The organism is Pseudarthrobacter sp. P1 (assembly GCF_050156935.1).
GTDB lineage: Bacteria > Actinomycetota > Actinomycetes > Actinomycetales > Micrococcaceae > Specibacter.
In genome coordinates this window covers 848,376-869,010 of the sequence record NZ_CP189584.1, presented here as the reverse complement: position 1 = coordinate 869,010, position 20,635 = coordinate 848,376, and the positions used below count along the sequence as shown (strand labels likewise).

The following is a 20,635-nucleotide window of genomic DNA, read 5'->3' as shown; positions in this document are numbered from 1 at the left end:
CTGGATCCATGCCCCATTTCATGACCTCCCAAAACCTTGCGCTCCGCACCACCCGCCTCCTCACCGGCCTCTTTGCCTACGGCATCGCCATCGCATTGATGATCCGCGCCAACATCGGCGCCTCGCCCTGGGACGTGTTCAGCCAGGGTGTGGCCCACACCACTGGCTTGTCCTTTGGCCTGTGCACCACTGTCATCAGCGTCGCCGTGCTGCTGCTGTGGATTCCGCTGCGCCAGCGGCCGGGGTTCGGCACTCTGGCCAACACCTTCCTGATAGGTCCATTTGCGGACCTTGGATTGGCCATCATCCCGCAGGCCAATTTCTGGCTGGACCAAGGCCTGCTCTTCGCCGCGGGCCTCCTGCTGCTCTCCTTCGCCACGGCCCTCTACATTGGTGCCGGCATGGGACCGGGCCCACGCGATGGCCTGATGACGGGGTTGGTCCGTGTCTCCGGCCGCCCGGTCTGGATGGTCCGCACCGGCATTGAACTCACAGTGGTGGTGGCCGGCTTCCTCCTGGGTGGACAGGTGGGACTGGGCACGGTGGTCTTCACCGTCGGCGTCGGACCGCTGACCCAGCTGACGCTGCGCTGGCTCAAGGTGGACCTGCACGGCAAGCGGGCCAATGCCGTGGAGCCTATGCCGGTGCCCACTCCTGCCGCGGAAGCAGCCTGAACTCGCTGATCCGGAAGGCCGCCGTGACATTGCTGGTCTCCGGCAGGCCGGCCACCCGGGCCTGGAGTTCCGCGGCGTCCAGATGGTGCCCGGCGGGGCCCATCAGGGCCACGGCGGCCACCTCGGCCCGGGCCAGGCCCAGGGTGTAGCCGACAGTGCGGGTTCCCTCCGGGGCGAACCAGCCGGACAGGGCCGCGGTGAGCGCTTCCTCCTTGTCCGGCTGGACGCCCAGCATCCCGGTCGCGGCGGCGATCTCGGCCAGGTGCCCGGGCGCCGGGGTTACCACCACCACCCGCCCGCCCGGGCGCAGCACGCGGGCAAACTCGGCGGCGTTGCGCGGGGCAAAGACCACCACGACGGCGTCGGCGCAGCCGGCGGCCAACGGCAGCGGTTTCCAGAGGTCCCAGACCAGGTTGGCCGTCCCGGGATTGGCCCGGGCGGCCCGGCGCAGCGCAAATTTCGAGATGTCCAGGCCCACCGAATGCAGCGGGATCGCGCGCTCGGCGGCAGCGCGGTGGAGGCCATGCAGGTAGTGGCCGGTGCCGGTGCCCGCGTCCACGACCAGGGGTTCGCGGCCGGCGGGTTCCGGTGCCAGCCCGTCCAGCACCGTCTGCGCCAGTTCCGCGGCCAGGACGTCGTAGTGGCCCGCGCCGAGGAACGCGTCCCGGGCGGCCACCATGTCGGCGGTGTCCGGTAGGAAGTGGGTGCCGGACCCGCTGAGCAGGTTCACGTAGCCCTGCCTGGCACGGTCGAAGCTGTGTCCGGCGGCGCACACCAGCGCCGTGCCTTCCGGGGCTGGCTGCACAAATTCGTCGGCGCAGACGGGGCAGATGAGGGCGGCAACCGCGGCGGAATCCATCCCCCCATCCTAGTTCGCCACCCGCCCCGCACCTGCCGCGCCGGGGACTGCCCGCGAACGCGCCGGGCCGCGGCGGTTCGCGTTCCGGGCGCCGTGCGGCATTAGGCTCGCACGGGTGAAGGTTGAACACTTGCCCCTGTTGACGTCCGTATCCGCTCCCACCGTGCACCCCGATGCCAGCCGCGCCGTCGTCTCCGCCACCCGCGCCGACTTTGCCGCCGATGCCTATGTGGGCCAACTGTGGTCCGTTCCCCTCGATGGCAGCGCGCCGCCGCGCCGCATCACCCGCGGCTTCCGGGACACCGCCCCGCGCTTCTCGCCGGACGGCCGGGTGCTGGCCTTCCTGCGGTCCGAGCCGGCCGGCCGTGCGCAGCTGTGCATTGTGGATGCCGCCGGGGGAGAGCCCACCGTCATCACCGACCAGCCGCTGGGGGTGGACTCCTTTGCCTGGTCCCCGGATTCGCTGCGCATTGCGCTAGCTGCGCGGGTCCCGGCCCCCGGCCGCTACGGGACGCTCGACGGCGTCGGACCCGGCGCCGAGGATGCCCGGCTGGTGGATGCCTTCAAGTCCCGCGCCAACGGCCTTGGCTACACGGCCGACCAGCCGCAGCAGTTGTTTGTGCTCGATGTCCCGTCCGTTGATGCGGAACCCGCCATTGCCCCCGTGGGCCGGGCCAAGGCCGCCGGCCCTGCCCCTGCCACGGTTCCCGAGGCACGGGTCCTGACGTCGGCCCCGGCCGACCACGTGGGGCCGGTGTTTACCCCCGACGGCGGCCGGCTGGTGTTCAGCGCCAGCCTGCACAGCGGTGCGGATGGGGACCTGCGTTCGGACATCTACTCGATCGACCTGGCGGGCAAGGATCTGGTGCAGCTGAGCCGGTCCACCGGCATGTCCCGGTTGTCCGCCCATGCCGCGGTGGTCTCCAACGATGGGCGTTGGCTGTTCTTCCTGGCGGCTGAGCTGGGGGAGAGCGGCACCGATTTCGTGGCGGCCCATGAGGGCGTGTACGTGGCCCCGTATGGCCTCGATGGAGTGGCCGGCGAGGCGCGGCGGCTCACGGAGGCGGCAGAGCTGGACTTTGGCGACACCCCGGCCAACCTGCTGCCCTGGGGCCCCGACGCCGTCATTGGCCTGGTGCGCAGCCGCGGCGCCGCGCACCTGGTGCGTGTGGCTGCCGATGGCCGCGTGGAAACGCTGCTGGCCGGCGAGCGGGTGGTGACAGGTGCGGGTGTGGCCGGCGACGCCGTCGTGGCGAGCTTTGTCGACTCGTCCACCGCCGGTGACGCCGGCGTGGTGGACCGGGACGGCGCGCTGGCCCGCGTGAGTGATTTTTCGGCCGGGTTCCGTGCCGAGGCCGGTGTGCTGGGGCTGATGGAGGCGGTGTACGACGGCGCGGACGGCCACCCCGTCCACGGCTGGATGCTGCTGCCTGAAGGGGAGGGTCCGCACCCCGTGCTGCTCACCATCCATGGCGGGCCGTTCAGCCAGTACGGCTGGGGACTCTTTGACGAGGCGCAGGTGTACGCCTCGGCCGGCTATGCGGTGCTGATGTGCAATCCGCGCGGATCCGCCGGCTACGGCTTTGACCATGGACGGGCCATCAAGGAGGCCATGGGCACCGTGGACATGGCGGATGTGCTGGCCTTCCTGGAGGGTGCGCTGGCGTCCACGCCCACTCTGGATGCCGACAGGGTCGGCATCCAAGGAGGATCCTACGGCGGCTACCTTTCGGCGTGGACCATCTCCCAGGACCACCGGTTTACTGCTGCCATTGTGGAGCGTGGCTACCTGGATCCGGCCTCGTTCGTGGGCTCGAGCGACATCGGCTGGTTCTTCTCCGCCGGCTACACCGGCACCGATCCCGCCGCGGTGGCGGCGCAGAGCCCGATGGCGCAGGTTGGTTCGGTGCGCACCCCGACACTGGTGGTCCACTCGGAAAACGACCTGCGCTGCCCGTTGGAGCAGGCACAGCGCTACTACACCGCGCTGAAAATGCAGGGGGTCCCCACCGCGATGCTGGTTTTCCTGGGCGAAAACCATGAGCTCTCGCGCACCGGCACGCCGCACCACCGCAAGCAGCGGTTCGAGGCGATCCTGGATTGGTGGGCGCGGCACCTGCCGACGGCTGCCAACCCGGCCCCGGCGGGGGCCCACGGTGGCGAGGGCCCCGGCGCGAGCGTGCGTGCGGCGGGAGCCGCCGGGGACTAGAAGCGCAGCCCCTCCTGGGCCAGTCCGATGCCGGGCTGGGCCCAGCGGGCGGCGTATTCCGCGTTGTCCGCCAGGGAGCGCGTATTTGCCTTGTCGATGTAGAGTGTGCCGCCCAGATGGTCGGTTTCATGCTGCACGATCCGGGCCTGCCAGCCGGAAAACTCCGCGCCGACGGCGGTGCCGGCCGGATCCGTGTAGGCCAGCCGCACGCTGGCCGGGCGCTCCACCACTGCCTGCCAGCCGGACATGGACAGGCAGCCTTCGTAGAACGAGGCCGTGCCGCTGCCCAGGGGGCTGTAGCGGGGATTGAGGATGGCAAGGAACTCCAGCGGCTCCCGCGAGCGGGCGGCCGCGACGGACTCGGTGACGTCGTACAGGTCCTCCAGCACCGCCAGCTGGAGGCCAATGCCGAGCTGGGGCGCTGCCAACCCGACGCCGGGGGCGGCATGCATGACCTTCCGCATGACCTCGATCAAGGCGTCGAGCTGGGCGCTGCCGAGCTGCCCGCTGTATTCAACGGACTGCCCACGCAGGACCGGGTGGCCCGCCTGGACAATGGATGGAAGCGTGTCTGCCTCCACAATGGCGGCCACCTGGTCCTGGAGCTGTGCGTCGCTGACGGTCATCCGAACAGTCTAGATGCCGCCCAGCGGAGTGGCGGAATGCTTTAGCGCGCCTCGTAGGTGAGGCAGTCCGCCGCTTCCGCGCCAGGTCCGACATGCACATTGTGGGCATCGCACATCAGGTGGTTGTTGTGCGTGCACTCGCTGCGCTGGCAGGCACCCACATGCGCCAGCACCTTGGTCAGCCCGCCGGAGGCCGAGGTGTCGATGAATGTGCTGCAGCTGGCATGGTCGGCGCTGCCGCCCACCGTGATGGCGTAGGCGCCGCATTCGTCGTGGTGGTTGAACGAGCAGTTGTGGACGGCGCATTCGGTGACGTTGGCTACGTGCTTGGTCATGGTTCCTCCCGAGGCGAATCGTTCGTATACCAGCGAACTTAGCACCACGCGGCCGGGACCAATTAGCACGAATTTCCCTGCACTATTGGACCCTCCCGGACCGCCCACCGCGGACGGCGGACCTAGTGGGCATTTTCTTTAGTTCGTCGGGGGTTCGAGGTTCCAGGCGGTGGGATCGTTGAGGTAGAGGCCGCAGGCTGTGTCCAGTGCATCCTCGGCGGAGCCGCCGGCCAGGCCGGTGGGCAGATAGTTGTCCTGGTAGTCGTCGTGGCTGGCGCGGTAGATGGCGAAGCCCCAGGCGTTGGCGTAGCCGGCGTAGCGCAGCCGGCACAGGGGCAGGACCTCCCCGCCGGACAGGAGCGCGTCGACGTAGGCGAAGCCGGCCCGGAAACGCACCTCGATCCGTTCGATCTGCGGCCAGCGTTCGGCGGCCCTAGCGCTCAGGTGCTGGTGGAGCGAGGTCTTCGTGGAGTCCGGGATCCGTGCCATGGGCTCCATTGTGCCCCAGGCATCCCGGCAGGAGTACAACGGAAGGCATGAGAGTTCAAAGCCCGTTTGCAGTGGTCCTGACCCCGGCGGAGGAGAGTGTTCTGGCTGCCCGGGCCCGCTCGGAACGGCTGGCCTTCCGGGACGTGGTGCGGGCACGGATCGTGCTGGCCGCGGCCCGGGGCGAGCCCAATGCGGTGATCGCAGCGGACCTGCGCATCCACGTGGACACGGTGCGCAAGTGGCGCCGGCGCTACGCGGCCGGCGGCCTGAAGGCCCTGGCCGACCTGCACCGGTCGGGGCGCCCGCCAACGTTCACCCCGGTCCAGGCCGCGCAGATCAAGGCCATGGCCTGCACGCCTCCGGAGAAGAAGGACCTGCCCCTGACACGCTGGTCCGCCACCGAGTTGGCCGCCCAGGCCGTCGCCGAGCGCCTGGTTGGATCGATCAGCCCGGCCACGGTGGCCCGATGGCTAGCCGGGGACGCGATCAAACCCTGGCAGCACCGGTCCTGGATCTTCCCCCGCGACCCGGAGTTCGAACCCAAGGCCGCCCGGGTCCTGGACCTCTACGCCCGCATCTGGGAGGCGGAACCTCTGGGCCCGGATGAGTACGCCATCAGCGCCGACGAGAAATCCCAGCTGCAGGCCCTGCATCGGATCCACCCCGGTCTGGCCCCGGGCCCGGGACGCACCCGGCGGGTCGAATTCGAATACCGCCGCGGCGGGACCCTTGCCTACTTTGCAGCCTACGACGTCCACCGCGCCCGGGTCATCGGCACCACCGCCCCCACCACCGGCATCGCCCCCTTCACGGAACTCGCCGGGAAGGTCATGACGACCGAACCCTATGCCTCCGCGAAACGGGTGTTCTGGGTGGTCGACAACGGCGCCTCCCACAACGGCCAGGCCTCGATCGAACGCATGCGCACCGCCTGGCCGACCGCGGTCCTGGTGCACCTGCCCGTGCATGCCTCGTGGCTGAACCAGGTCGAGATCTACTTTTCCATCGTCGGGCGCAAGGCCATCACCGGCGGTGATTTCGCGACCCTGGACGAGCTTGAGGAGCGCCTGCTGGCCTTCCAGGACCGCTACAACGCCACCGCCGAACCCTTCGACTGGAAATACACCCGCGACGACCTCAACGATTACCTGAAGCGCCTGGCCAGGCACGAACAGGACACCATCTGGCAGGCCGCCTGACCCCCGACGAACTAACGAAAATGACCACTAGCCCGGATTTTTCATCGGACGGCGGTCGGGGCGTTGGGTGCGGGTTTTGCCGTCCCGGCGGGCTGAATCGGATTTCGGGTGTGGCTGATGGACCCGGGGGCGCCGGGCTGTGCGCGGGCTTCCACTGTTCCCGTTGGTGTTCTTCTTTCCTGCTCGTTGGTTGACGGGGGGTTGCGGTGTCAGGCCCGCAGGAGGACCGCGGGGCGGTTCGCGGCTGCGGCGATCCGTTCAATGGCTTCGAGCAGGGCGCTGATCAGGGGTTGCTCCGGCGCGGCGGCGGGCAGCAGCAGGTGGTTCCGGCGGGCGCGGGTGATGATTTTCCCGGCGGTGGCGAAGAGCCGGTAGCGCCAGCGTTTGATGTCCCAGCCCCGTGCTTTGTGGCCGTCGGGCAGGGCGGTGAGCTGGAGCCAGGAGACCAGGTTCGCGGCCAGGACCGCGAGGTTGGCCCAGGCCTGGTTGGCAGCGAAATCGAAGAAGGGGAGCTTTCCGAGCCCGGTGTTCTTTAGGGTTTTGATGCGGTTCTCGGCCCGGCCGCGGGCCCGGTGCCGGGCATCCAGAAAAGGTCCGTGCCAGCGCGGGGAGTTCGTCAGAAACGCTGTCACACGGTGACCGTCGATGTCGAGCAGGGTCGGTGTCGCGCCGGGGTGCAGCGGTTCGGCGCGCAGGAAGATCTTCGTCCCCGGCGGGTAGTCATCGAGCGGGATCACCTGCGTGGCGTTGATGACCCAGGCGTCATCGCGTTCGACCCCGTCCTGGTCCAGGGCCGGTTGCCAGTATTTCTTGTCGTTGATCCAGTCGATCATGTGGGCCTTGCCGACCGGCACCGGGTACGAGGCGGAGAACTGCACGCCCCGCGAATGCAGGTACCAGAGGAACTTCCGGGACGCGCCGGCGCTGTCGGTGCGGACCAGGATCTTCTCCCCGTCCAGTTCCCCGGTCCCACCGTAGAGGGAGTCGGGCAGGACGGCGATGGCGGCCTCGAAGATGCGGATGTGGTCCTCGGCGTTGTTCGCCGTGGCCCCGCCGTGACGCAACAGTACCGCGAGTTCCTCCCCGGTGCCGCTGCCGGCACCGTAATCGAGGCTGGCGGTGAACGGGGCGAATCCGAACCCGCCCTTGTAGTTTCCGGTGGCCTGTTCCTTGTCCGAGTGCGAGGTCACCAAGGTGGCGTCGAGGTCGATGAGCAGCGGGTCCGCGGCCGTCGCCTTCACCGCCGGGCTGCGGTCTCCTGCGGCTTCCCATGCCCGGGTCCGCAGTTCCTTGGCCAGGGTCGAAAAGCCGTAATCGAAGACGTCCGGGTTCTTCACGGTGCGTTCGAAGAACCGGGAGACTGTTGCGTTCGAGGGCACGTTGCCGAACACGCCGGGCTGGGCGCGCAGGATGTCCAGGTCCGAGGCGTGCTCGCCGCCGGCGGCGAGCATCACCGCCAGCGACCCGAGCAGCCTCCCGGGCCGGTGTGAGGCCATCGCGGGGACGAACTGCCCGAGCCGGTCCTCGCACAGGTCCCGGAACCCGAGGGCGTCGATGAATGAGGTCAGGATCCGTCCCCCGGCATGGGAGACCAGCGACTGGCCGGTGAAAGTGACCGGGAGGGACGGGAAGACCTTGGTAGGCTGATGCATCGAAAAGGTGCTCCTTCAAGACACGGAAATAACGGCGTAGACACCCCTATTTTCCCTTGTCAGAGCACCTTTTCGTGTCTTAAACACACCCCTCAGCCCAACCCTGATGAAAACCCCGGGCTAGTCCTCGCCGTCGTACGCCAGCTCCGGCGGAAGGTCGCGCATCGGACGCAGCGGGGAGGTGATCGAGATGACGGCGGCCAGGGCCGCGAGTCCCACCGAGAGCCACAGTCCCGGGACGCTGCCCAGCCAGGTGCCCACCAGGCCGCCCACCACGGAGCCCACCGGAATGGCGCCCAGGGAGACAAACCTGCTGGCCGAGGCCACCCGGCCCATCATTCTGGCCGGAGTGATCTTGGCGCGAATGCCCGAGGAGCTGACCGTGCCCACCACGATGATCACGCCGAAGAGGAACTCGCTGCCGGCGACGGCCACCACCGGCGGCAGCGGGACAACCGTGACCAGTGGCAGCAGCGCGAACGCCACAGGCAGGGTCACGTTGGCGACGACCACCGTGCGGACCTCACCCAGCCAGTCCTTGACCTTGAGCCCGATCAGCGAGCCCACGATGCCGCCCACGGCACCGATCGAGAGCAGGAGCCCGTAGGTCTCCGGGGTGATGCCCAGTTGGCGCAGCACGAAGATCGGCACGATGGCCGTCAGCGCCCCGGCCCCGAGGTTGTTGGCCGCTGCTGTCATCATGAAAGTCCGCAGCACCGGGTGCGCCAGCACGAACCGCCACCCCGTGGCCAGCGATTCGCGGAAGGGCACCCTGTCCGCCTTGGGCAGCGGTTCCTCGCGCACGGGCATCTGCACCAGCAAAAGGACGGAGAGCAGATGGGTGGCGGCAGTGAAGATGTAAAGGACCGGCGCGGCCACCAGGCGCAGGATCTGGCCGCCCACACCGGGACCCACGATGGAGAGAGTGGTGGTGGAGGTCTGCAGGCGGGCGTTGGCCTCGGAGACCCTGTCGCGGCCCACCAGCAGCGGAAGGATCGAGGTGTGGGCCGTGTCAAAGAAGACACCTGCCGTACCGGTGAGGGCTGCCACCACCATGATCTGCAGGATGCTCAGCCCACCCAGGAACCAGGCGACCGGGATGCTGGCTACCGCGGCAAACTGGATCAGTTCGGCGGTGACCAGCACGGACTTCTTCTGCCAGCGGTCCACCCAGACGCCGATCGGGATTCCGAGGACCAGGTTTCCAGCGTGTCCCAGTGCGGTGATGACACCCACCTCGAACGGCGTCGCATGCAATACCAGCACTGCCGTGACACTCAGTGCCAGGATGGCAAACTGCTCGCCCAGCCCCCCGGCCACGTTGGCGAGCCAGAGCCGCACGTAGCCTGCCTGCCGGAACAGGCCCGGAGCGGCGGGTGCCGTGGCAGCCCGATCCACACGCGCCGTGCTCCTGACGGTCTTCCCCATTTTTGTCCAGCCCCCACTATTATTACCGGCCGCGCACCTCCCTTAGGCGGTCGATGTGTTCCGGGTCACTCATGGAACTGTACCGCGTTTCACCAGTTTGTGGCCAAGGCTTGACAGAAGTGTCATTTGGTGTGGCACGTGGCCGCCAGGTTGTCAACTGGCCTGTGCCAGTGCTGGCGCGGGGATCATGACCCCTCAATCCGCCAGGTGCCCACGGGGGAGTAGGTGCTGTCGTAGATGGTTTCCGTATGGCCCGGGGCAAGCGGGTAGTGCTTCACATTGCCTGCCCAGTACCGCAGGATGCGACCCAGTTCCGCCGCCGCGTCGCCGGCGACGGCGCCAGCCCCAAGATCAACTTCCAAAATGAACTTCATGGTCTTCTCCTTGGTCTGTATGCCATTGTCCCGGCGTGCGTGTCCGGATTCACGATTCCAGCCTGGCACTTGGTGCCATTCGGGCGGTTCCGGCCCGCCCGAAACGATAATTTGGAAAGGTGGCATCTTCGCAGTCAGTAACAGTTTCCATCGCCCGCACCGTTCTGCCCGGCTACCACCGGCAATTTGCCGCCTGGGCCCATGCGGGGCAGGAACTCGCCCGCGAATGGCCAGGGTACCTGGGCTCGGGCTGGGTGCGCACGGCCCCGGAGTCCGATGAGTGGCACATGCTGTACCGGTTCGCCGATGCCGAATCGCTCAAGGCCTGGGACGGGTCGCCGGAGCGCCGCTGGTGGACCGAAAGCGCCGCCGAACTGATGGAAATCACCCGGGTGGAGCACCGCACCGGCATCGAGGGCTGGTTCGAGAAACCCGGCGGCGTCAGCGTGAGCATGCCGGAGACGGTGGTTCCGCCGCGCTGGAAGCAGGCAGTCAGCATCTTCCTGCCGTTCTTCCCGCTGAGCCTGCTGGCCAACTTCCTGCTGCATCCGCTCATCAAGGAATGGCCCCTGCCATTGTCCGTCCTGCTGACTGTCTGTCTGCTCACGCCGCTGATGACCTATATCTTCCTCCCGGCCAGCATCCGCCTGCTGCGCCCGTGGCTGCACGCCGCCCGGAAACTGCCGCGGCGCCAGCTGGCCTCACACTACAGTCGCGTTTGATGATGGTCTCATCGGCGTTTTAATCGGACTTCGGCCGCAGATCCTGTTAAGACCCCGACGCCCACCAAAAACACCGGAAAATCAACGAACACCCCCAACCACCGACCAGCCGTCGAGAGTCCTGGAGACAGCGTCGTAGAGGTAGCTGCACAGGCGAGATCATCAGGCGGCTCCGGTCTGGCAGCCGAACTCGCGAGCCTGGACATGATGATCTACTCAGTCGAACGCGAGAACGGCACTCCGTTCATGCGGTCAAGGAGGGACGCCGTTGCTCGTGGTGCTGTCCGCGGCCTACTGAGTGTGGAGGAGTTCGCAGCGTTCCTTGAGGCGATGGGCGAAAAATCATCTGGCCCGGAGACTGACGTTGCAGCAAACGCGGTTCTGGGGTCTGAGGAGGATCACTTACCGTGCATTTCCGTACCAGTATCAGCAACCCCCTTGGTTGGTCGGGGGCGTCAGCCGGTAAGCACTCTGTTTGCCGTGTCCAGAAATTGCTGGGTCAAGCCGTCAACTCTGCCTTCCGGCAAAACGGCAGACAGTTGTGAGGTTGCGTGATCCTCTGCCAGGTCGAGGTAGACAAGTCCCGGTAGTACGGTGGCCCGAACCGAGGCTGGAACAATGGCAACACCCATGCCGCTGGCGACCAGGCCCAGGGTCGTGGGGAAGGCCAGCACCTCCATCGCGTCGCTGAGATCGATGCCTGCCTGGTCGCAGAGTGTGGAGATTGTCCGCGACATTGCGGGGGCAACATGCTTGGGCAGCACGATAAAGCGCTCGCCCTGCATGCTGCGCAGTTCGACGCGCCCGGTCGTGGCCATCAGGTGGCGGTCGGGGCAGGCCAGGACCAATTTTTCCAGGGCGAGGGGGACCATTGAAACTCCGCGCGCGTGGGAAACATCCCGGACCAGCCCCAGATCCAGTTGGCCGTTGACCACCATGTCTATTTGCTGCTGGGAAGGCATTTCCTGCAGGCTGAGACTGACGTCGGGATGTTCATGGCTGAAGGGGGCCACGATCCGCGGCAACAGGTCGTAGGCTGCCGACGGAACAAAGCCGATGCGCAGGTGTCCCGCCCGCCCGGAAATCAGGTCGGCAATCCGCGCTTTCACTTGCACCTCGGATTCGGCGAAGGCTTTTGCCTGTCGTGCGACGGCGGCACCCAGCCGCGTCAGACCGACCTCCCGCGTGGTGCGATGCAGCAGGCGGGCACCGATTTCCCGTTCCAAGAGGTTGATCTGCTGGCTCAGCGCCGGTTGTGAGACGTGCAGCCGCTCTGCGGCGCGCCCAAAGTGAAGTTCTTCCGCCACGGCCAGGAAGTACTGTAGACGCCTGGTTTCCATCCTTCAATTTATATAAGGAGGACTTATATATGTGCAAGTATTTCGAACTTCTAATTCTTAGTGCCGGGGATCACAATTGAGAGCGACCCCGGTGCTCAACGGAACTGCCGGACCTTACGACACTAGAGGACCTTTAGATGAACATCGCACACATCGGCTTCACGGTCTCGGATCTTGATGCGGCCATCGCCTTCTTCGAAGGCCACTTCGGCTTCGAGCTGCGCAGCCGCCAGATCCAGGACAACCCCTACACGAGGGCCACCGTGGGTGTGCCTGATGCCGTCATTGACAACGCAATCCTGACCTCTCCCGGTTCGGGCGGTTCAGAGCTGCAGCTCCTTGAGTACCGGGCACCCAAGACTGCAGGCACCTTCTCTCCCGTTCAGCAGCCCGGGGCAACGCACCTTGCCTTGGCAGTCGAGGACATCCACCAGCTCCACCAAAGGACCGCAGCTGCCGGCGTCGCCTATTCTTCACCCCCCAACCTGATTGACTCGGGGCGGAACGCCGGCGGTTACATCGCCTATGCCATTGGACCGGATGGCCTCCGCGTGGAACTCTTCCAGCCAGCACCCCTTCCCGTTCCGGCACAATAACATCCCGTGAAAACTATCAAGGAAGGGCTGGTCCCCCATGGAAACTAAAGGCGCACAACCAAAAAGTGCCCAAGGCGTCAATCGGGTGCAGATTATCGTGGCCTCCGCCGCCGGAAACTTTGCCGAGTGGTTCGACTTCGGTCTCTACGGGGTCCTGGCCACCGTCCTGGCCAGCCACTTTTTCCCTAAAGGGGACCCCACGGTCGCCCTCCTGAGCACATACGCAATTTTCGCCCTGACCTATTTGACACGCCCCCTTGGCGGCCTGGTTGCCGGATGGTTGGGTGACACCTTGGGTCGGCGCACCGCCCTCTTTGTCACCGTCACCTTGATGTCGGTGGCCACGGGAGCAATAGGACTGCTGCCAACATACGCCTCCATCGGCATCTTCGCGCCAGCACTCCTTTTGCTGTGCCGGCTCGTTCAGGGCCTGGGGGCAGGCGGCGAATACGGTTCTGCCGTGACGTTCCTGGCCGAGCACAGCTCGCCCAAGCAGCGTGCAACCAATGTTGGCTATTTGGTGGCCAGCACGTTCCTGGGCGTTCTCGTGGCGGTCGGTGCGGCCAGCCTGTGCACCGCATTGATGGGGGACGCCCTCTTCAATGCGTGGGGCTGGCGAATCCTTTTTCTCCTGGCAGTCCCCCTCGGGTTGGCAGGTGTCTACATTCGCAGGCAGGTCGCGGAAACTCCGGAATTCGTGGAAATGGCCAGCAACAGGGCTAGGTCGCACGAGGCGGCAACGCCGATTCGAACCGCCTTGCGAACCCAATGGTCCACCATGGTGCTTTTCGTCCTGGTCGTTTCAGCCTATGCGCTTATCACCCCGACGCTGTCCTCCTTCTTTATCACCTTCCTGAAGGGGCCCGGGGGACTCTCGGCCGGTGATGCCTATGGCATCACGCTGCTTGTCGATGTCCTGCTGATAGTCGCCGCCTTGGCAGCCGGGCCACTGATGAGCCGGTTTGGTATGTATCGGCTGCTGTTGGGCGGCTCCCTGTTTGTGGCGATAACTGCAGTTCCTGCTTTTGCCTTGGCTGCCACCGGCTATTGGGGCGCAGTGCTTGGCGGTGCGCTGCTGGCCGTGGGCAAAGGGATGCTGGCCGTTCCGGTGGCTCTGTCGATTTCACAAATGTTCCCGGCCCGGGTACGCATCACCGCCGGGTCACTCGCCTACAACATCTGCGTGGTGATTTTTGGGGCCAGCGGGCCCCTTCTCGGCGTATGGCTCAGCGAGAAAGCCGGCACCGGGCTGGCGTTCAGCCTCTACCTCGCAGTGATCGCCGGCATAGCCGCTATCGCCACCTTCGTGGGCCGCAACCGCATCAAAGTACAACACGAAGACGCTGTAGAGGCGGCGAGTAGCGGCCGTGGCGACATGGTAAAGCTGAGCTAGTGTAGTGTCTCCAAAATAGTTCATGGCTTGGGTGTTAAGCTTGGGTCATGTCGAATCACGCCCCCGCATTGGCCCTTGGTGACGTCCAGCGCGAGGTCCTGGCGGCCCTGTCCAGGTCGCAGGTTGCCTCGCACCGGGAGGTGCAGCGGGCGCAGGTGCTGCTGATGGCGTCCGAGGGTCTGGCCAATGAGTGGATTGCCCGGGTGGTGGGCGTGAACCCGGGCACGGTGCGTGCCTGGCGTGCCCGCTTTGCCCAGGACGGGCTGGTGAAGTTCGGTGCGGTGCGTGCCGGGCGCGGCCGGAAGCCGGTGATCCCGGAAGCGAAGATCGCCGAGATCGTGTGGCTGACGCAGAACACCAGGCCGGCGGCGGAAACACACTGGTCGGTGCGTTCCATGGCCGCCCGCGTCGGTGTCTCCCCGGCCCAGGTGCAGCGGATCTGGGCCGCCCGGGGGCTCAAGCCCCACCTGGTCAAGACGTTCAAGCCCTCCAACGATCCGAACTTCGACGAGAAGCTCATTGACGTGTGCGGGCTGTACCTGAACCCGCCGGAGAACGCGATCGTGCTGTGCATGGACGAGAAGACTTCCATCCAGGCCCTGGACCGCACCCAGCCGTCCCTGCCCATGGTCAAGGGCCGCGGGGAAACCATGACACACGACTACAAGCGCAACGGGACCACCACGCTCTTCGCCGCCCTGGAGGTCGCCACGGGCAAGGTGCTGGGAACGTGCGTGCCCAAGCACCGCCACAATGAATTCCTTGATTTCCTGAAGACCCTTGAGAAGGAAGTCCCGAAGGGCTTGGAGATCCATCTGATCATCGACAACTACGCGACCCACAAGCATGCCAACGTCAAGGCCTGGCTCCAGAAGCATCCGCGGTTCCACCTGCACTTCACACCGACGTCCTCGTCCTGGCTGAACCTGGTCGAACGCTGGTTCCGGGACCTGACGGAGAAGGCCCTGCGCCGCGGAGTCTTCCACTCCGTGCCGGACCTCATCGAAAAAATCGAGGACTACATCCGCGCCAACAACGAAAACCCCAAGCCGCTGATCTGGACCGCGACCGCCGAATCCATCCTTGAAAAAGTCAACCGCGGCCGCGTCGCACTTCAAGCCACCAAACAAAACTGAGACACCACACTAGCGCTGAGTTCCTCAAAGGAAGTAGACAAACCGGCGGTGCAGGGTCCGGGCCGGCGGGGCGGGACGCCCCCCGGATCCAGGGTTTGGCGCGGGTGTTCAGCCGGCACTCGCCAACCGGGATGAAGGCGTGGGAGATCCGGGATGGCCGGCCAGGTGCGGGTGGCGAGGCTGGTGCGGGTAGAGAGGGTGCCGGCGATGGCCACAAGGTCGCCGTCCGGGTTGGCCTGCTCCACGGCGGCCAGGTACCGCTGGGAGCCGGTGCTGTCGCGGGAGGAGGTGGTCATGGTCACCTCCCGGCCGTCCACCGGCCGCAGGGCGCCGCAGGCCCAGGTCTTCTCCGGGCCGCGGCCGTAGTCAAGTTGGCTGTTGATCCGGTGCCCGTCCGCAGACCAGCCCGGTGCGGGGGCGAAGGTGCGGGATCACCGGGGGCGGGATCATCGAGGCAGAGGACCGTCACGCCCTCGGGCGGGTCCGTGCAGGGCGCGACGGTCCGCGTCCTGGGGGTGTCCCTATGTTTTTCGTCAAGGGGTTGGGGCGGGTTTTCTTGCGGAGATGGTGTGGCCGGTGTCGGGCACGGGTGGGTGGCCGGCGGGGTTTGGCCGCCGGCTGATGCCTGGGGCTTCTCAGACTGTCGTGGGGCTCGGTGCGTCGTAGAGCGTGCCGTCGCGGAGCATGGCGAACAGGACGTCGCAGCGCCTGCGTGCGAGGGCGATGAGGGCCTGGTTGTGCCGTTTGCCCTCGGCCCGTTTCCGGTCGTAGTACGCCCGTGACAGCGGGTCCTTCAGCGCCGCGAAGGCGGAGAGGAAGAAGGCCCGTTTGAGGCTCTTGGTGCCCTTCCTGGCCGGGTGGTCGCCGCGGATCGAGGTCCCGGAACGCCACGTCACCGGGGCGAGCCCGGCGTAGGAGGCGAGGTGGCCGGCGGTCTTGAATTCCTTGCCCGCAACTTCGGTGATGATGCGCGCTTCCGTCCTGACCCCGACCGCCGGAATGGAGGTCAGGACGGGGTGAAGAGGGTGGGCCTCCACGAGGGCCTCGACCTGGGTGAGGATCTCCTCCCGGGAGGTTCGCAGCTGCTTGAGCATCGCGGCCAGCTGCGGCAGGACAATGCCTGCAGCGCTGGTGCCGGCGACCACCACGGTCTGCTCGCCCAAGGCCGTGAACACGTCGGCAGCCCAGCCCTTCCCGGCCCGCGGCGCATACCGCGAGAGAAGGGCCGCAACCCGGGCCTGGCCTGCCTTGCGCAGCTTCTCCGGGGTCGGGTATTTGACCAGCAGCTCAACCATGGCGGGGTGGTCCAAATGCTTGCCAATGACCCGTTCCAGGGCCGGATGGACCTGTGTCAGGAGCCCGCTGATCCGGTTTGAGGTGGCCGTGGCCTGCTTGGCCAGATCATCATCAAAACCACACAACATCGACAGCTCCGCGGCCTGCTCGTCGGCAACCACGATGGAGCGAAGGGTATGCGGCAGCGACCTGGCGGCCTTGGCAATGGTCGCCGCGTCCCGGGCACCGGTCTTCGCTTCCCCGGGGTGCAGGTCCGCGATCCGGCGCATGGCCAGACCGGGCAGGTAGCCGACCATGATGCCCTCCGCCTGGGCCACCGCGACCGGCAGGGCACCGATGGTCGAGGGCTGGTCCACCACCAGCAGCACGGTGCCCTTGCCTGCGACGGCCTTGATGATGGCGCGGAATTTGGCCTCTTCCTGGGGCAGTGCCCGGTCGAGGAGTTTCTTGCCGGCGCGGTCGATGGCGACCGCGTGGTGGTTGCTTTTGCCAACGTCAACACCGATGAAGATGTCGACTTTGTTCTGCGTCCTTGATCAACGCAAACCTCCCAGAATTTGTGTGTCAATGAAACTGCGTTGGCATGTCCTGCGGCGGCAAGGCCCGGCATCTTGGGTTACGGCTGACCTGCGCGGTGGTTCATGGCGCTGGCCCGGTCCCCATCAGCGATCCCCTGGCGCCTATCGAATCCCGGTGGCAACACCCCCGGATCATTGATGACTGGGGGACTTAATCATGCCGGGACCGACAGGCCAACAACCCCAATCATTACTCGATCAAGGGGCTATGAAAAAGACGGGGGCGAAGTCCGGGTTCTTGCTCCGGATCCAGGCGCGGGTGCGGCGCCAGCGCACCCCCTCGGCCCGCAGGATCCGGCGCACCTGGCTGCGGTGGATGCCGGTGCCGGCGGCGCGGGCCGCCTCGGTGAGGGTGTCCAGGGTCCATTCCGGCGTCCCGGTCTCCTCGGCCGCCGCCAGGTCCCCGCTGCCGTCACGGACGGGGCGGCCGGGCGGGGCCTGTTTGACCAGGGCGATGATGCGGGAGCGTTCGGCCTCGGTGATCCGCCGCCGGCGGCCCTGCCCGCCCAGGTCGGCCAGCCCGTCCAGGCCGGAGGCGTTGAACCTCACCAGCCACCGGCGCACCGTCTGCTCGTGGCAGCCTAGCTGTTCGGCGATCGCGGGCACCCGCAGCCCGGACCAGCTCAGGGTGATGATCCGGCCGCGCTGGTTCCAGTCGGCCGGGGCATGGCGGGCTCCGGCCAGCCTGCGGATTCTCTTTTCCTCGGCCGCACCCGCGGACGGCCTCGCGCGCAGGATCTTCGGCATGAGGACCACCTCCTGGCATTCGAACCGGGTTGCTTCCAATCTACGCCCGCAAAGAGGAATGCAGTCCTAGGCCAAGGGCCGGGGGAGCCGCACCTTGGCCAGGGAGAGCTTTCCGTAGCTGGCGAGGATGCCCAAGACCAGGACCAGGATCGTCCCGCCCACCGGATCGTGCCAATGCAGCGACTTGCCCAACACCAAAATGCCGAGTCCAACCCCAACCAACGGGGTCAAATACGTCACCGTCGACGCCGCGGGGGCACCCCAGCCGCGCACCACCATTGTGTTCCAGATGTACGCGATCCCCGTCCCCAGCACACCCAGCGCCAGCATCGAGGCTACCAGTGGGATCGTGGGGACCACGGGGGACAGGTCCACGAATGGGGTGGCGGCCAGCATGAGGGCCGCCGCCGTGGGCACCTGCATCGCGGCCATGGTGGGTGCATCCCAGCGGTGGCCCGTGGCGAATCTGCGGATGTAGGCGGAGGCTACGCCGTAGCAACAGGTGGCGTCAAGGCAGGCCAGCTATGCCGGGAACGAAAGGCCTGTGAACTCCTCGCCGCCGAACCGCCATGGACCAATAATGACCACCACACCGACGGCGCCGAGCACTATGCTGGCAGACTTGGTCCGGGTCAGCCGCGCTGCGGGAATCATCAGGGACGTGGCCAACAGCGTCACAGCGCCGAGAACGAGGCGGCCCAGCACCGCTTCAAAGGGGGACAGCGCCTCCAGGGACACCTTCATGAACAGGAAACCGGCACCCCAGACGAGCGCCAGGCCAGGTAAGCGGCGACGACGGTGCCCTGGCGGGAACCTGCTGTGGTGCTGGGTTTCATTGATCATTCCTCCGCGACGACTCTAGTGCCTGTCGCTGCGCGGGCCACATGCTGGGCGGCCACGGCCGTCGGGGAAGATTCAACCGCCGTCGCCCCTCCGCTTCGTCGCGTGGTCCGCAGGCCGGCCGCGGCGCTGTTCCGTGTAGAGAATGTATCGGCCCGTGGTGAAGCCCAGGATGCGGTGCCCCTTCGGCTCCGGCCGGTAGTCATGGCCCAGCGGATCACGGACCACGGCATCCTGGGGCCGGGCCTGCTGGAACAGCAGGGTGCTGGCATCGCGCAGGGATTCCACGCGCAGGTCGTCGCCGGCAAGCAGAACGTGCCACAACCCGCCGGGCACCGGGTGGTCGCCGGCCAGCTGAAGCACGTCAAAGAGCATCGCCAGGAACTGTACGTCGGAGGCCTCGTCAACGATCCGGTGGAGCGGGTAGCGGGCGGGATGTTGGGCCTGGAGTTGTGCCCACGATGCGCGCAGCCAACCCATGTCCACGGTGCCGGGCGCGGGCCCCAGCACGAGCTGTCCGGATCCACTCCGGACCAGTCTGTAGTTGTGCCCGGCACGGTCGATGACGCATTCCACCTCGGCCGGATATTCGTTGTCCGCTTCGACGGCGCGGGCCGAGGGTGCATAGCCGAAGAACCCGCCGTCGTCGACGGTCAGGAAATCCATCGACGCCAGGTCCACCATGGCGCGGGCGCCAGCCGCGGCACGTTGTGCCGGCCTGGTCCACGCAGTCCTTGTGAGCATGTCTCGTCCTTTCAGACCCGCCCCGGCTGGACCGGGCGTTCTGCCCGTCCAACCAGTGGCTACACCTTTGATTAGACCGCCAAAATCCGGCGTCGAACCGCTTCTTGACGGGATCCTGACGCCAGGATGGGCGACCTTGACGGGATCTTGACGACGGCAGGGCGGACCGCTCCGTGCGGGCCATCCGGTGCTGCAATGATGGTCTGATGAAGACACTCGCGACCGATCGGCTGGCACTACGCCCATGGACCCTTGACGACGCGGACTTTGCCTACGACATGTACTCGCGCTGGGAGGTCCAGCGGTTCATCGGGCTGGTGCCCCGGGTGATGGCCGACCATGAGGAGGCGGTTGAACGGATCCGGAACTGGCAGGCGCTGGACCATCCCATCCATGGAATCTGGGCAGTGTGGCGCAGGGACAGCGGCCAGCTGGTGGGATGCCTGTTGCTGAAGCCGATTCCGGCCTCCGGCGAGCCACCGTTGGCCGCATCCGATGACACCGAAATCGGCTGGCATTTCCACCCGGACCACTGGGGGAATGGCTACGCGGCGGAGGCCGCGGCCGCCCCGGCGCCTCAGCAGGCCTGAAATTCTCCGGTTTCCGAACCCACGGTACAGCTTGAGCACCTCGAGCGTGGGGCCATGGGTCGGCGTCGGAACGTTGTCCAGGGGGAAGAAGCCCACTTCAGCCACCTCGCCCGGTTCGGGGTAGACGGGGCCGCTGAAGTCCGTCAGGACAAAGCACAACGCAAAGGCCTGGACCTGGTCGCCATTGGGCTAGACGACCGAGTGTTTTCCCGCCTCGGACAGGCTGCCAAACGGCACAATCTCCTGCGGCGATACGTCGATCCCGGTCTCCTCCCGCAGCTCCGCCACGGCGCAGTCCCTGAAGCTTTGGCCCGGTTCGCAGCCGCCGGAGGGGAACTCCCAATCGCCCGTGTCGGCCCTGCGTTGGAGGAGCACCAGCCCGTCGCTCCTGCTGCCGACTGCGAACAATGGGCGCCTGGCGGTGGAACCATGGCCATTCCCGCGGTGGTTTGGCACGGCGAGGCTGGACGTTGTTTGAGGACACGGGGGAGCAGCGCAGTGGAACGGCCGAGATTGTCGCAGCTGCCGTGGAGGCATCACCACGGATGAGGGCGAGTCCCAGTTCAGTGCGGCCATGGCGAGGGAAGGCCTCAGGAGGTTGGAGCGGAACGGCCTTTTCCTCTGGCCGCGTGAGCCCAAGCATTCCTGCGGGTCAACTGGACGGATGCACAAACCCGGGAGACAGGCATATATGTCCCGCTCGGCATATATGTAGGCATGCGTGGGCCGCTTCCCAGGCGGTGCCCTGTCAGAGCAGGGGCCAAAATCCCGCGGGCGGCGACGGCGGCGGCCCGGCCCGTTTCGGCGG

At 66.7% G+C, this 20,635-nt stretch carries 22 protein-coding genes and 1 pseudogene; 9 read left to right on the top strand and 14 right to left on the bottom strand.

Going from position 1 to position 20,635, the window contains the following annotated elements:
* Positions 1–8 precede the first annotated feature (8 nt).
* Entirely contained in the window at positions 9–674 is a 666-nt protein-coding gene (locus ACQCSX_RS03960) for a YczE/YyaS/YitT family protein (protein WP_427017778.1), read from the top strand.
* Here ACQCSX_RS03960 and ACQCSX_RS03955 read toward each other — a convergent pair.
* Positions 637–1,533: a putative RNA methyltransferase gene (locus tag ACQCSX_RS03955; RefSeq protein ID WP_427017777.1), complete on the bottom strand. Its 897-nt coding sequence runs from the start codon at positions 1,531–1,533 to the stop codon at positions 637–639. The two genes, ACQCSX_RS03960 and ACQCSX_RS03955, sit on opposite strands and share 38 nt — an antisense overlap.
* A gap of 115 nt (positions 1,534–1,648) precedes the next feature.
* On the opposite strand from ACQCSX_RS03955, the gene ACQCSX_RS03950 reads away from it, so the two are divergent.
* Complete coding sequence (locus ACQCSX_RS03950) at positions 1,649–3,742, top strand: S9 family peptidase (RefSeq protein WP_427017776.1); 2,094 nt, start codon at positions 1,649–1,651, stop codon at positions 3,740–3,742.
* Here ACQCSX_RS03950 and ACQCSX_RS03945 read toward each other — a convergent pair.
* The 3 genes from ACQCSX_RS03945 to ACQCSX_RS03935 all read right to left on the bottom strand — a co-directional run bounded on the left by ACQCSX_RS03945 (position 3,739) and on the right by ACQCSX_RS03935 (position 5,192).
* Positions 3,739–4,368: a peptide deformylase gene (locus tag ACQCSX_RS03945; RefSeq protein ID WP_427017775.1), complete on the bottom strand. Its 630-nt coding sequence runs from the start codon at positions 4,366–4,368 to the stop codon at positions 3,739–3,741. The two genes, ACQCSX_RS03950 and ACQCSX_RS03945, sit on opposite strands and share 4 nt — an antisense overlap.
* Positions 4,369–4,409: 41 nt before the next feature.
* Positions 4,410–4,703, bottom strand: coding sequence for a DUF1540 domain-containing protein (locus tag ACQCSX_RS03940; RefSeq protein WP_427017774.1), 294 nt, complete (start codon positions 4,701–4,703; stop codon positions 4,410–4,412).
* A gap of 138 nt (positions 4,704–4,841) precedes the next feature.
* A complete protein-coding gene (locus ACQCSX_RS03935) occupies positions 4,842–5,192 on the bottom strand; it encodes a hypothetical protein (protein WP_427017773.1) in 351 nt (116 codons plus the stop codon).
* 47 nt (positions 5,193–5,239) lie between these two features.
* On the opposite strand from ACQCSX_RS03935, the gene ACQCSX_RS03930 reads away from it, so the two are divergent.
* Entirely contained in the window at positions 5,240–6,391 is a 1,152-nt protein-coding gene (locus ACQCSX_RS03930; protein ID WP_427017772.1) for an IS630 family transposase, read from the top strand.
* Between the two features lie 209 nt (positions 6,392–6,600).
* On the opposite strand, the gene ACQCSX_RS03925 is transcribed toward ACQCSX_RS03930, so the two are convergent.
* From ACQCSX_RS03925 to ACQCSX_RS03915, 3 genes are all read right to left on the bottom strand, one after another.
* Positions 6,601–8,043 carry an IS1380 family transposase gene (locus ACQCSX_RS03925; protein ID WP_427015697.1) on the bottom strand — a complete coding sequence of 481 codons (1,443 nt, stop codon included), beginning with the start codon at positions 8,041–8,043 and terminating at the stop codon, positions 6,601–6,603.
* A gap of 120 nt (positions 8,044–8,163) precedes the next feature.
* Complete coding sequence (locus ACQCSX_RS03920) at positions 8,164–9,441, bottom strand: MFS transporter (protein ID WP_427017771.1); 1,278 nt, start codon at positions 9,439–9,441, stop codon at positions 8,164–8,166.
* A 215-nt stretch (positions 9,442–9,656) separates the two neighbouring features.
* On the bottom strand, positions 9,657–9,845 hold the full coding sequence (locus tag ACQCSX_RS03915; RefSeq protein WP_427017770.1) for a hypothetical protein: 189 nt from the start codon (positions 9,843–9,845) through the stop codon (positions 9,657–9,659).
* A 119-nt stretch (positions 9,846–9,964) separates the two neighbouring features.
* Between ACQCSX_RS03915 and ACQCSX_RS03910 the strand changes: the two genes are divergently transcribed.
* Entirely contained in the window at positions 9,965–10,567 is a 603-nt protein-coding gene (locus tag ACQCSX_RS03910; protein ID WP_427017769.1) for an antibiotic biosynthesis monooxygenase, read from the top strand.
* Between the two features lie 455 nt (positions 10,568–11,022).
* Here the strand turns inward: ACQCSX_RS03910 and ACQCSX_RS03905 are convergent, their stop codons facing one another.
* Positions 11,023–11,907, bottom strand: a complete 885-nt coding sequence (locus tag ACQCSX_RS03905) for a LysR family transcriptional regulator (RefSeq protein WP_427017768.1) — start codon at positions 11,905–11,907, stop codon at positions 11,023–11,025.
* Between the two features lie 137 nt (positions 11,908–12,044).
* Here ACQCSX_RS03905 and ACQCSX_RS03900 point away from each other — a divergent pair, with 137 nt between their 5' ends.
* The 4 genes from ACQCSX_RS03900 to ACQCSX_RS03885 all read left to right on the top strand — a co-directional run bounded on the left by ACQCSX_RS03900 (position 12,045) and on the right by ACQCSX_RS03885 (position 15,398).
* Positions 12,045–12,503 (top strand): VOC family protein, encoded by a 459-nt coding sequence (locus ACQCSX_RS03900; protein ID WP_427017767.1) that lies wholly within the window; start codon positions 12,045–12,047, stop codon positions 12,501–12,503.
* A 37-nt stretch (positions 12,504–12,540) separates the two neighbouring features.
* Positions 12,541–13,896: an MFS transporter gene (locus ACQCSX_RS03895; protein ID WP_427017766.1), complete on the top strand. Its 1,356-nt coding sequence runs from the start codon at positions 12,541–12,543 to the stop codon at positions 13,894–13,896.
* Between the two features lie 47 nt (positions 13,897–13,943).
* A complete protein-coding gene (locus ACQCSX_RS03890) occupies positions 13,944–15,032 on the top strand; it encodes an IS630 family transposase (protein ID WP_427017765.1) in 1,089 nt (362 codons plus the stop codon).
* Between the two features lie 207 nt (positions 15,033–15,239).
* Positions 15,240–15,398 carry a hypothetical protein gene (locus ACQCSX_RS03885; protein WP_427017764.1) on the top strand — a complete coding sequence of 53 codons (159 nt, stop codon included), beginning with the start codon at positions 15,240–15,242 and terminating at the stop codon, positions 15,396–15,398.
* 269 nt (positions 15,399–15,667) lie between these two features.
* Here the strand turns inward: ACQCSX_RS03885 and ACQCSX_RS03880 are convergent.
* The 5 genes and pseudogenes from ACQCSX_RS03880 to ACQCSX_RS03860 form a co-directional block, all read right to left on the bottom strand.
* Positions 15,668–16,938, bottom strand: a pseudogene (locus ACQCSX_RS03880) (IS110 family transposase).
* A gap of 166 nt (positions 16,939–17,104) precedes the next feature.
* A complete protein-coding gene (locus tag ACQCSX_RS03875; protein ID WP_427017763.1) occupies positions 17,105–17,653 on the bottom strand; it encodes a helix-turn-helix domain-containing protein in 549 nt (182 codons plus the stop codon).
* Between the two features lie 66 nt (positions 17,654–17,719).
* Positions 17,720–18,127: an EamA family transporter gene (locus ACQCSX_RS03870; RefSeq protein ID WP_427018962.1), complete on the bottom strand. Its 408-nt coding sequence runs from the start codon at positions 18,125–18,127 to the stop codon at positions 17,720–17,722.
* Between the two features lie 48 nt (positions 18,128–18,175).
* A complete protein-coding gene (locus tag ACQCSX_RS03865; RefSeq protein ID WP_427017762.1) occupies positions 18,176–18,496 on the bottom strand; it encodes an EamA family transporter in 321 nt (106 codons plus the stop codon).
* Positions 18,497–18,568: 72 nt separating this feature from the next.
* On the bottom strand, positions 18,569–19,237 hold the full coding sequence (locus ACQCSX_RS03860) for a hypothetical protein (protein ID WP_427017761.1): 669 nt from the start codon (positions 19,235–19,237) through the stop codon (positions 18,569–18,571).
* Between the two features lie 206 nt (positions 19,238–19,443).
* Between ACQCSX_RS03860 and ACQCSX_RS03855 the strand changes: the two genes are divergently transcribed.
* Positions 19,444–19,827, top strand: coding sequence for a GNAT family N-acetyltransferase (locus tag ACQCSX_RS03855; protein ID WP_427017760.1), 384 nt, complete (start codon positions 19,444–19,446; stop codon positions 19,825–19,827).
* Positions 19,828–20,016: 189 nt separating this feature from the next.
* On the opposite strand, the gene ACQCSX_RS03850 is transcribed toward ACQCSX_RS03855, so the two are convergent.
* On the bottom strand, positions 20,017–20,364 hold the full coding sequence (locus tag ACQCSX_RS03850; protein ID WP_427018961.1) for an NUDIX hydrolase: 348 nt from the start codon (positions 20,362–20,364) through the stop codon (positions 20,017–20,019).
* Positions 20,365–20,635 lie beyond the last annotated feature (271 nt).

Coding starts and splice junctions, on each gene's coding strand:
- ACQCSX_RS03960 (WP_427017778.1), top strand. CDS start 9: ATGCCCCATTTCATGACCTCCCAAAACCTTGCGCTCCGCACCACCCGC.
- ACQCSX_RS03955 (WP_427017777.1), bottom strand. CDS start 1,533: ATGGATTCCGCCGCGGTTGCCGCCCTCATCTGCCCCGTCTGCGCCGAC.
- ACQCSX_RS03945 (WP_427017775.1), bottom strand. CDS start 4,368: ATGACCGTCAGCGACGCACAGCTCCAGGACCAGGTGGCCGCCATTGTG.
- ACQCSX_RS03940 (WP_427017774.1), bottom strand. CDS start 4,703: ATGACCAAGCACGTAGCCAACGTCACCGAATGCGCCGTCCACAACTGC.
- ACQCSX_RS03935 (WP_427017773.1), bottom strand. CDS start 5,192: ATGGCACGGATCCCGGACTCCACGAAGACCTCGCTCCACCAGCACCTG.
- ACQCSX_RS03930 (WP_427017772.1), top strand. CDS start 5,240: ATGAGAGTTCAAAGCCCGTTTGCAGTGGTCCTGACCCCGGCGGAGGAG.
- ACQCSX_RS03925 (WP_427015697.1), bottom strand. CDS start 8,043: ATGCATCAGCCTACCAAGGTCTTCCCGTCCCTCCCGGTCACTTTCACC.
- ACQCSX_RS03915 (WP_427017770.1), bottom strand. CDS start 9,845: ATGAAGTTCATTTTGGAAGTTGATCTTGGGGCTGGCGCCGTCGCCGGC.
- ACQCSX_RS03905 (WP_427017768.1), bottom strand. CDS start 11,907: ATGGAAACCAGGCGTCTACAGTACTTCCTGGCCGTGGCGGAAGAACTT.
- ACQCSX_RS03900 (WP_427017767.1), top strand. CDS start 12,045: ATGAACATCGCACACATCGGCTTCACGGTCTCGGATCTTGATGCGGCC.
- ACQCSX_RS03895 (WP_427017766.1), top strand. CDS start 12,541: ATGGAAACTAAAGGCGCACAACCAAAAAGTGCCCAAGGCGTCAATCGG.
- ACQCSX_RS03890 (WP_427017765.1), top strand. CDS start 13,944: ATGTCGAATCACGCCCCCGCATTGGCCCTTGGTGACGTCCAGCGCGAG.
- ACQCSX_RS03885 (WP_427017764.1), top strand. CDS start 15,240: ATGGCCACAAGGTCGCCGTCCGGGTTGGCCTGCTCCACGGCGGCCAGG.
- ACQCSX_RS03875 (WP_427017763.1), bottom strand. CDS start 17,653: ATGCCGAAGATCCTGCGCGCGAGGCCGTCCGCGGGTGCGGCCGAGGAA.
- ACQCSX_RS03865 (WP_427017762.1), bottom strand. CDS start 18,496: ATGATCAATGAAACCCAGCACCACAGCAGGTTCCCGCCAGGGCACCGT.
- ACQCSX_RS03860 (WP_427017761.1), bottom strand. CDS start 19,237: ATGCTCACAAGGACTGCGTGGACCAGGCCGGCACAACGTGCCGCGGCT.
- ACQCSX_RS03855 (WP_427017760.1), top strand. CDS start 19,444: ATGAAGACACTCGCGACCGATCGGCTGGCACTACGCCCATGGACCCTT.
- ACQCSX_RS03850 (WP_427018961.1), bottom strand. CDS start 20,364: ATGCCTCCACGGCAGCTGCGACAATCTCGGCCGTTCCACTGCGCTGCT.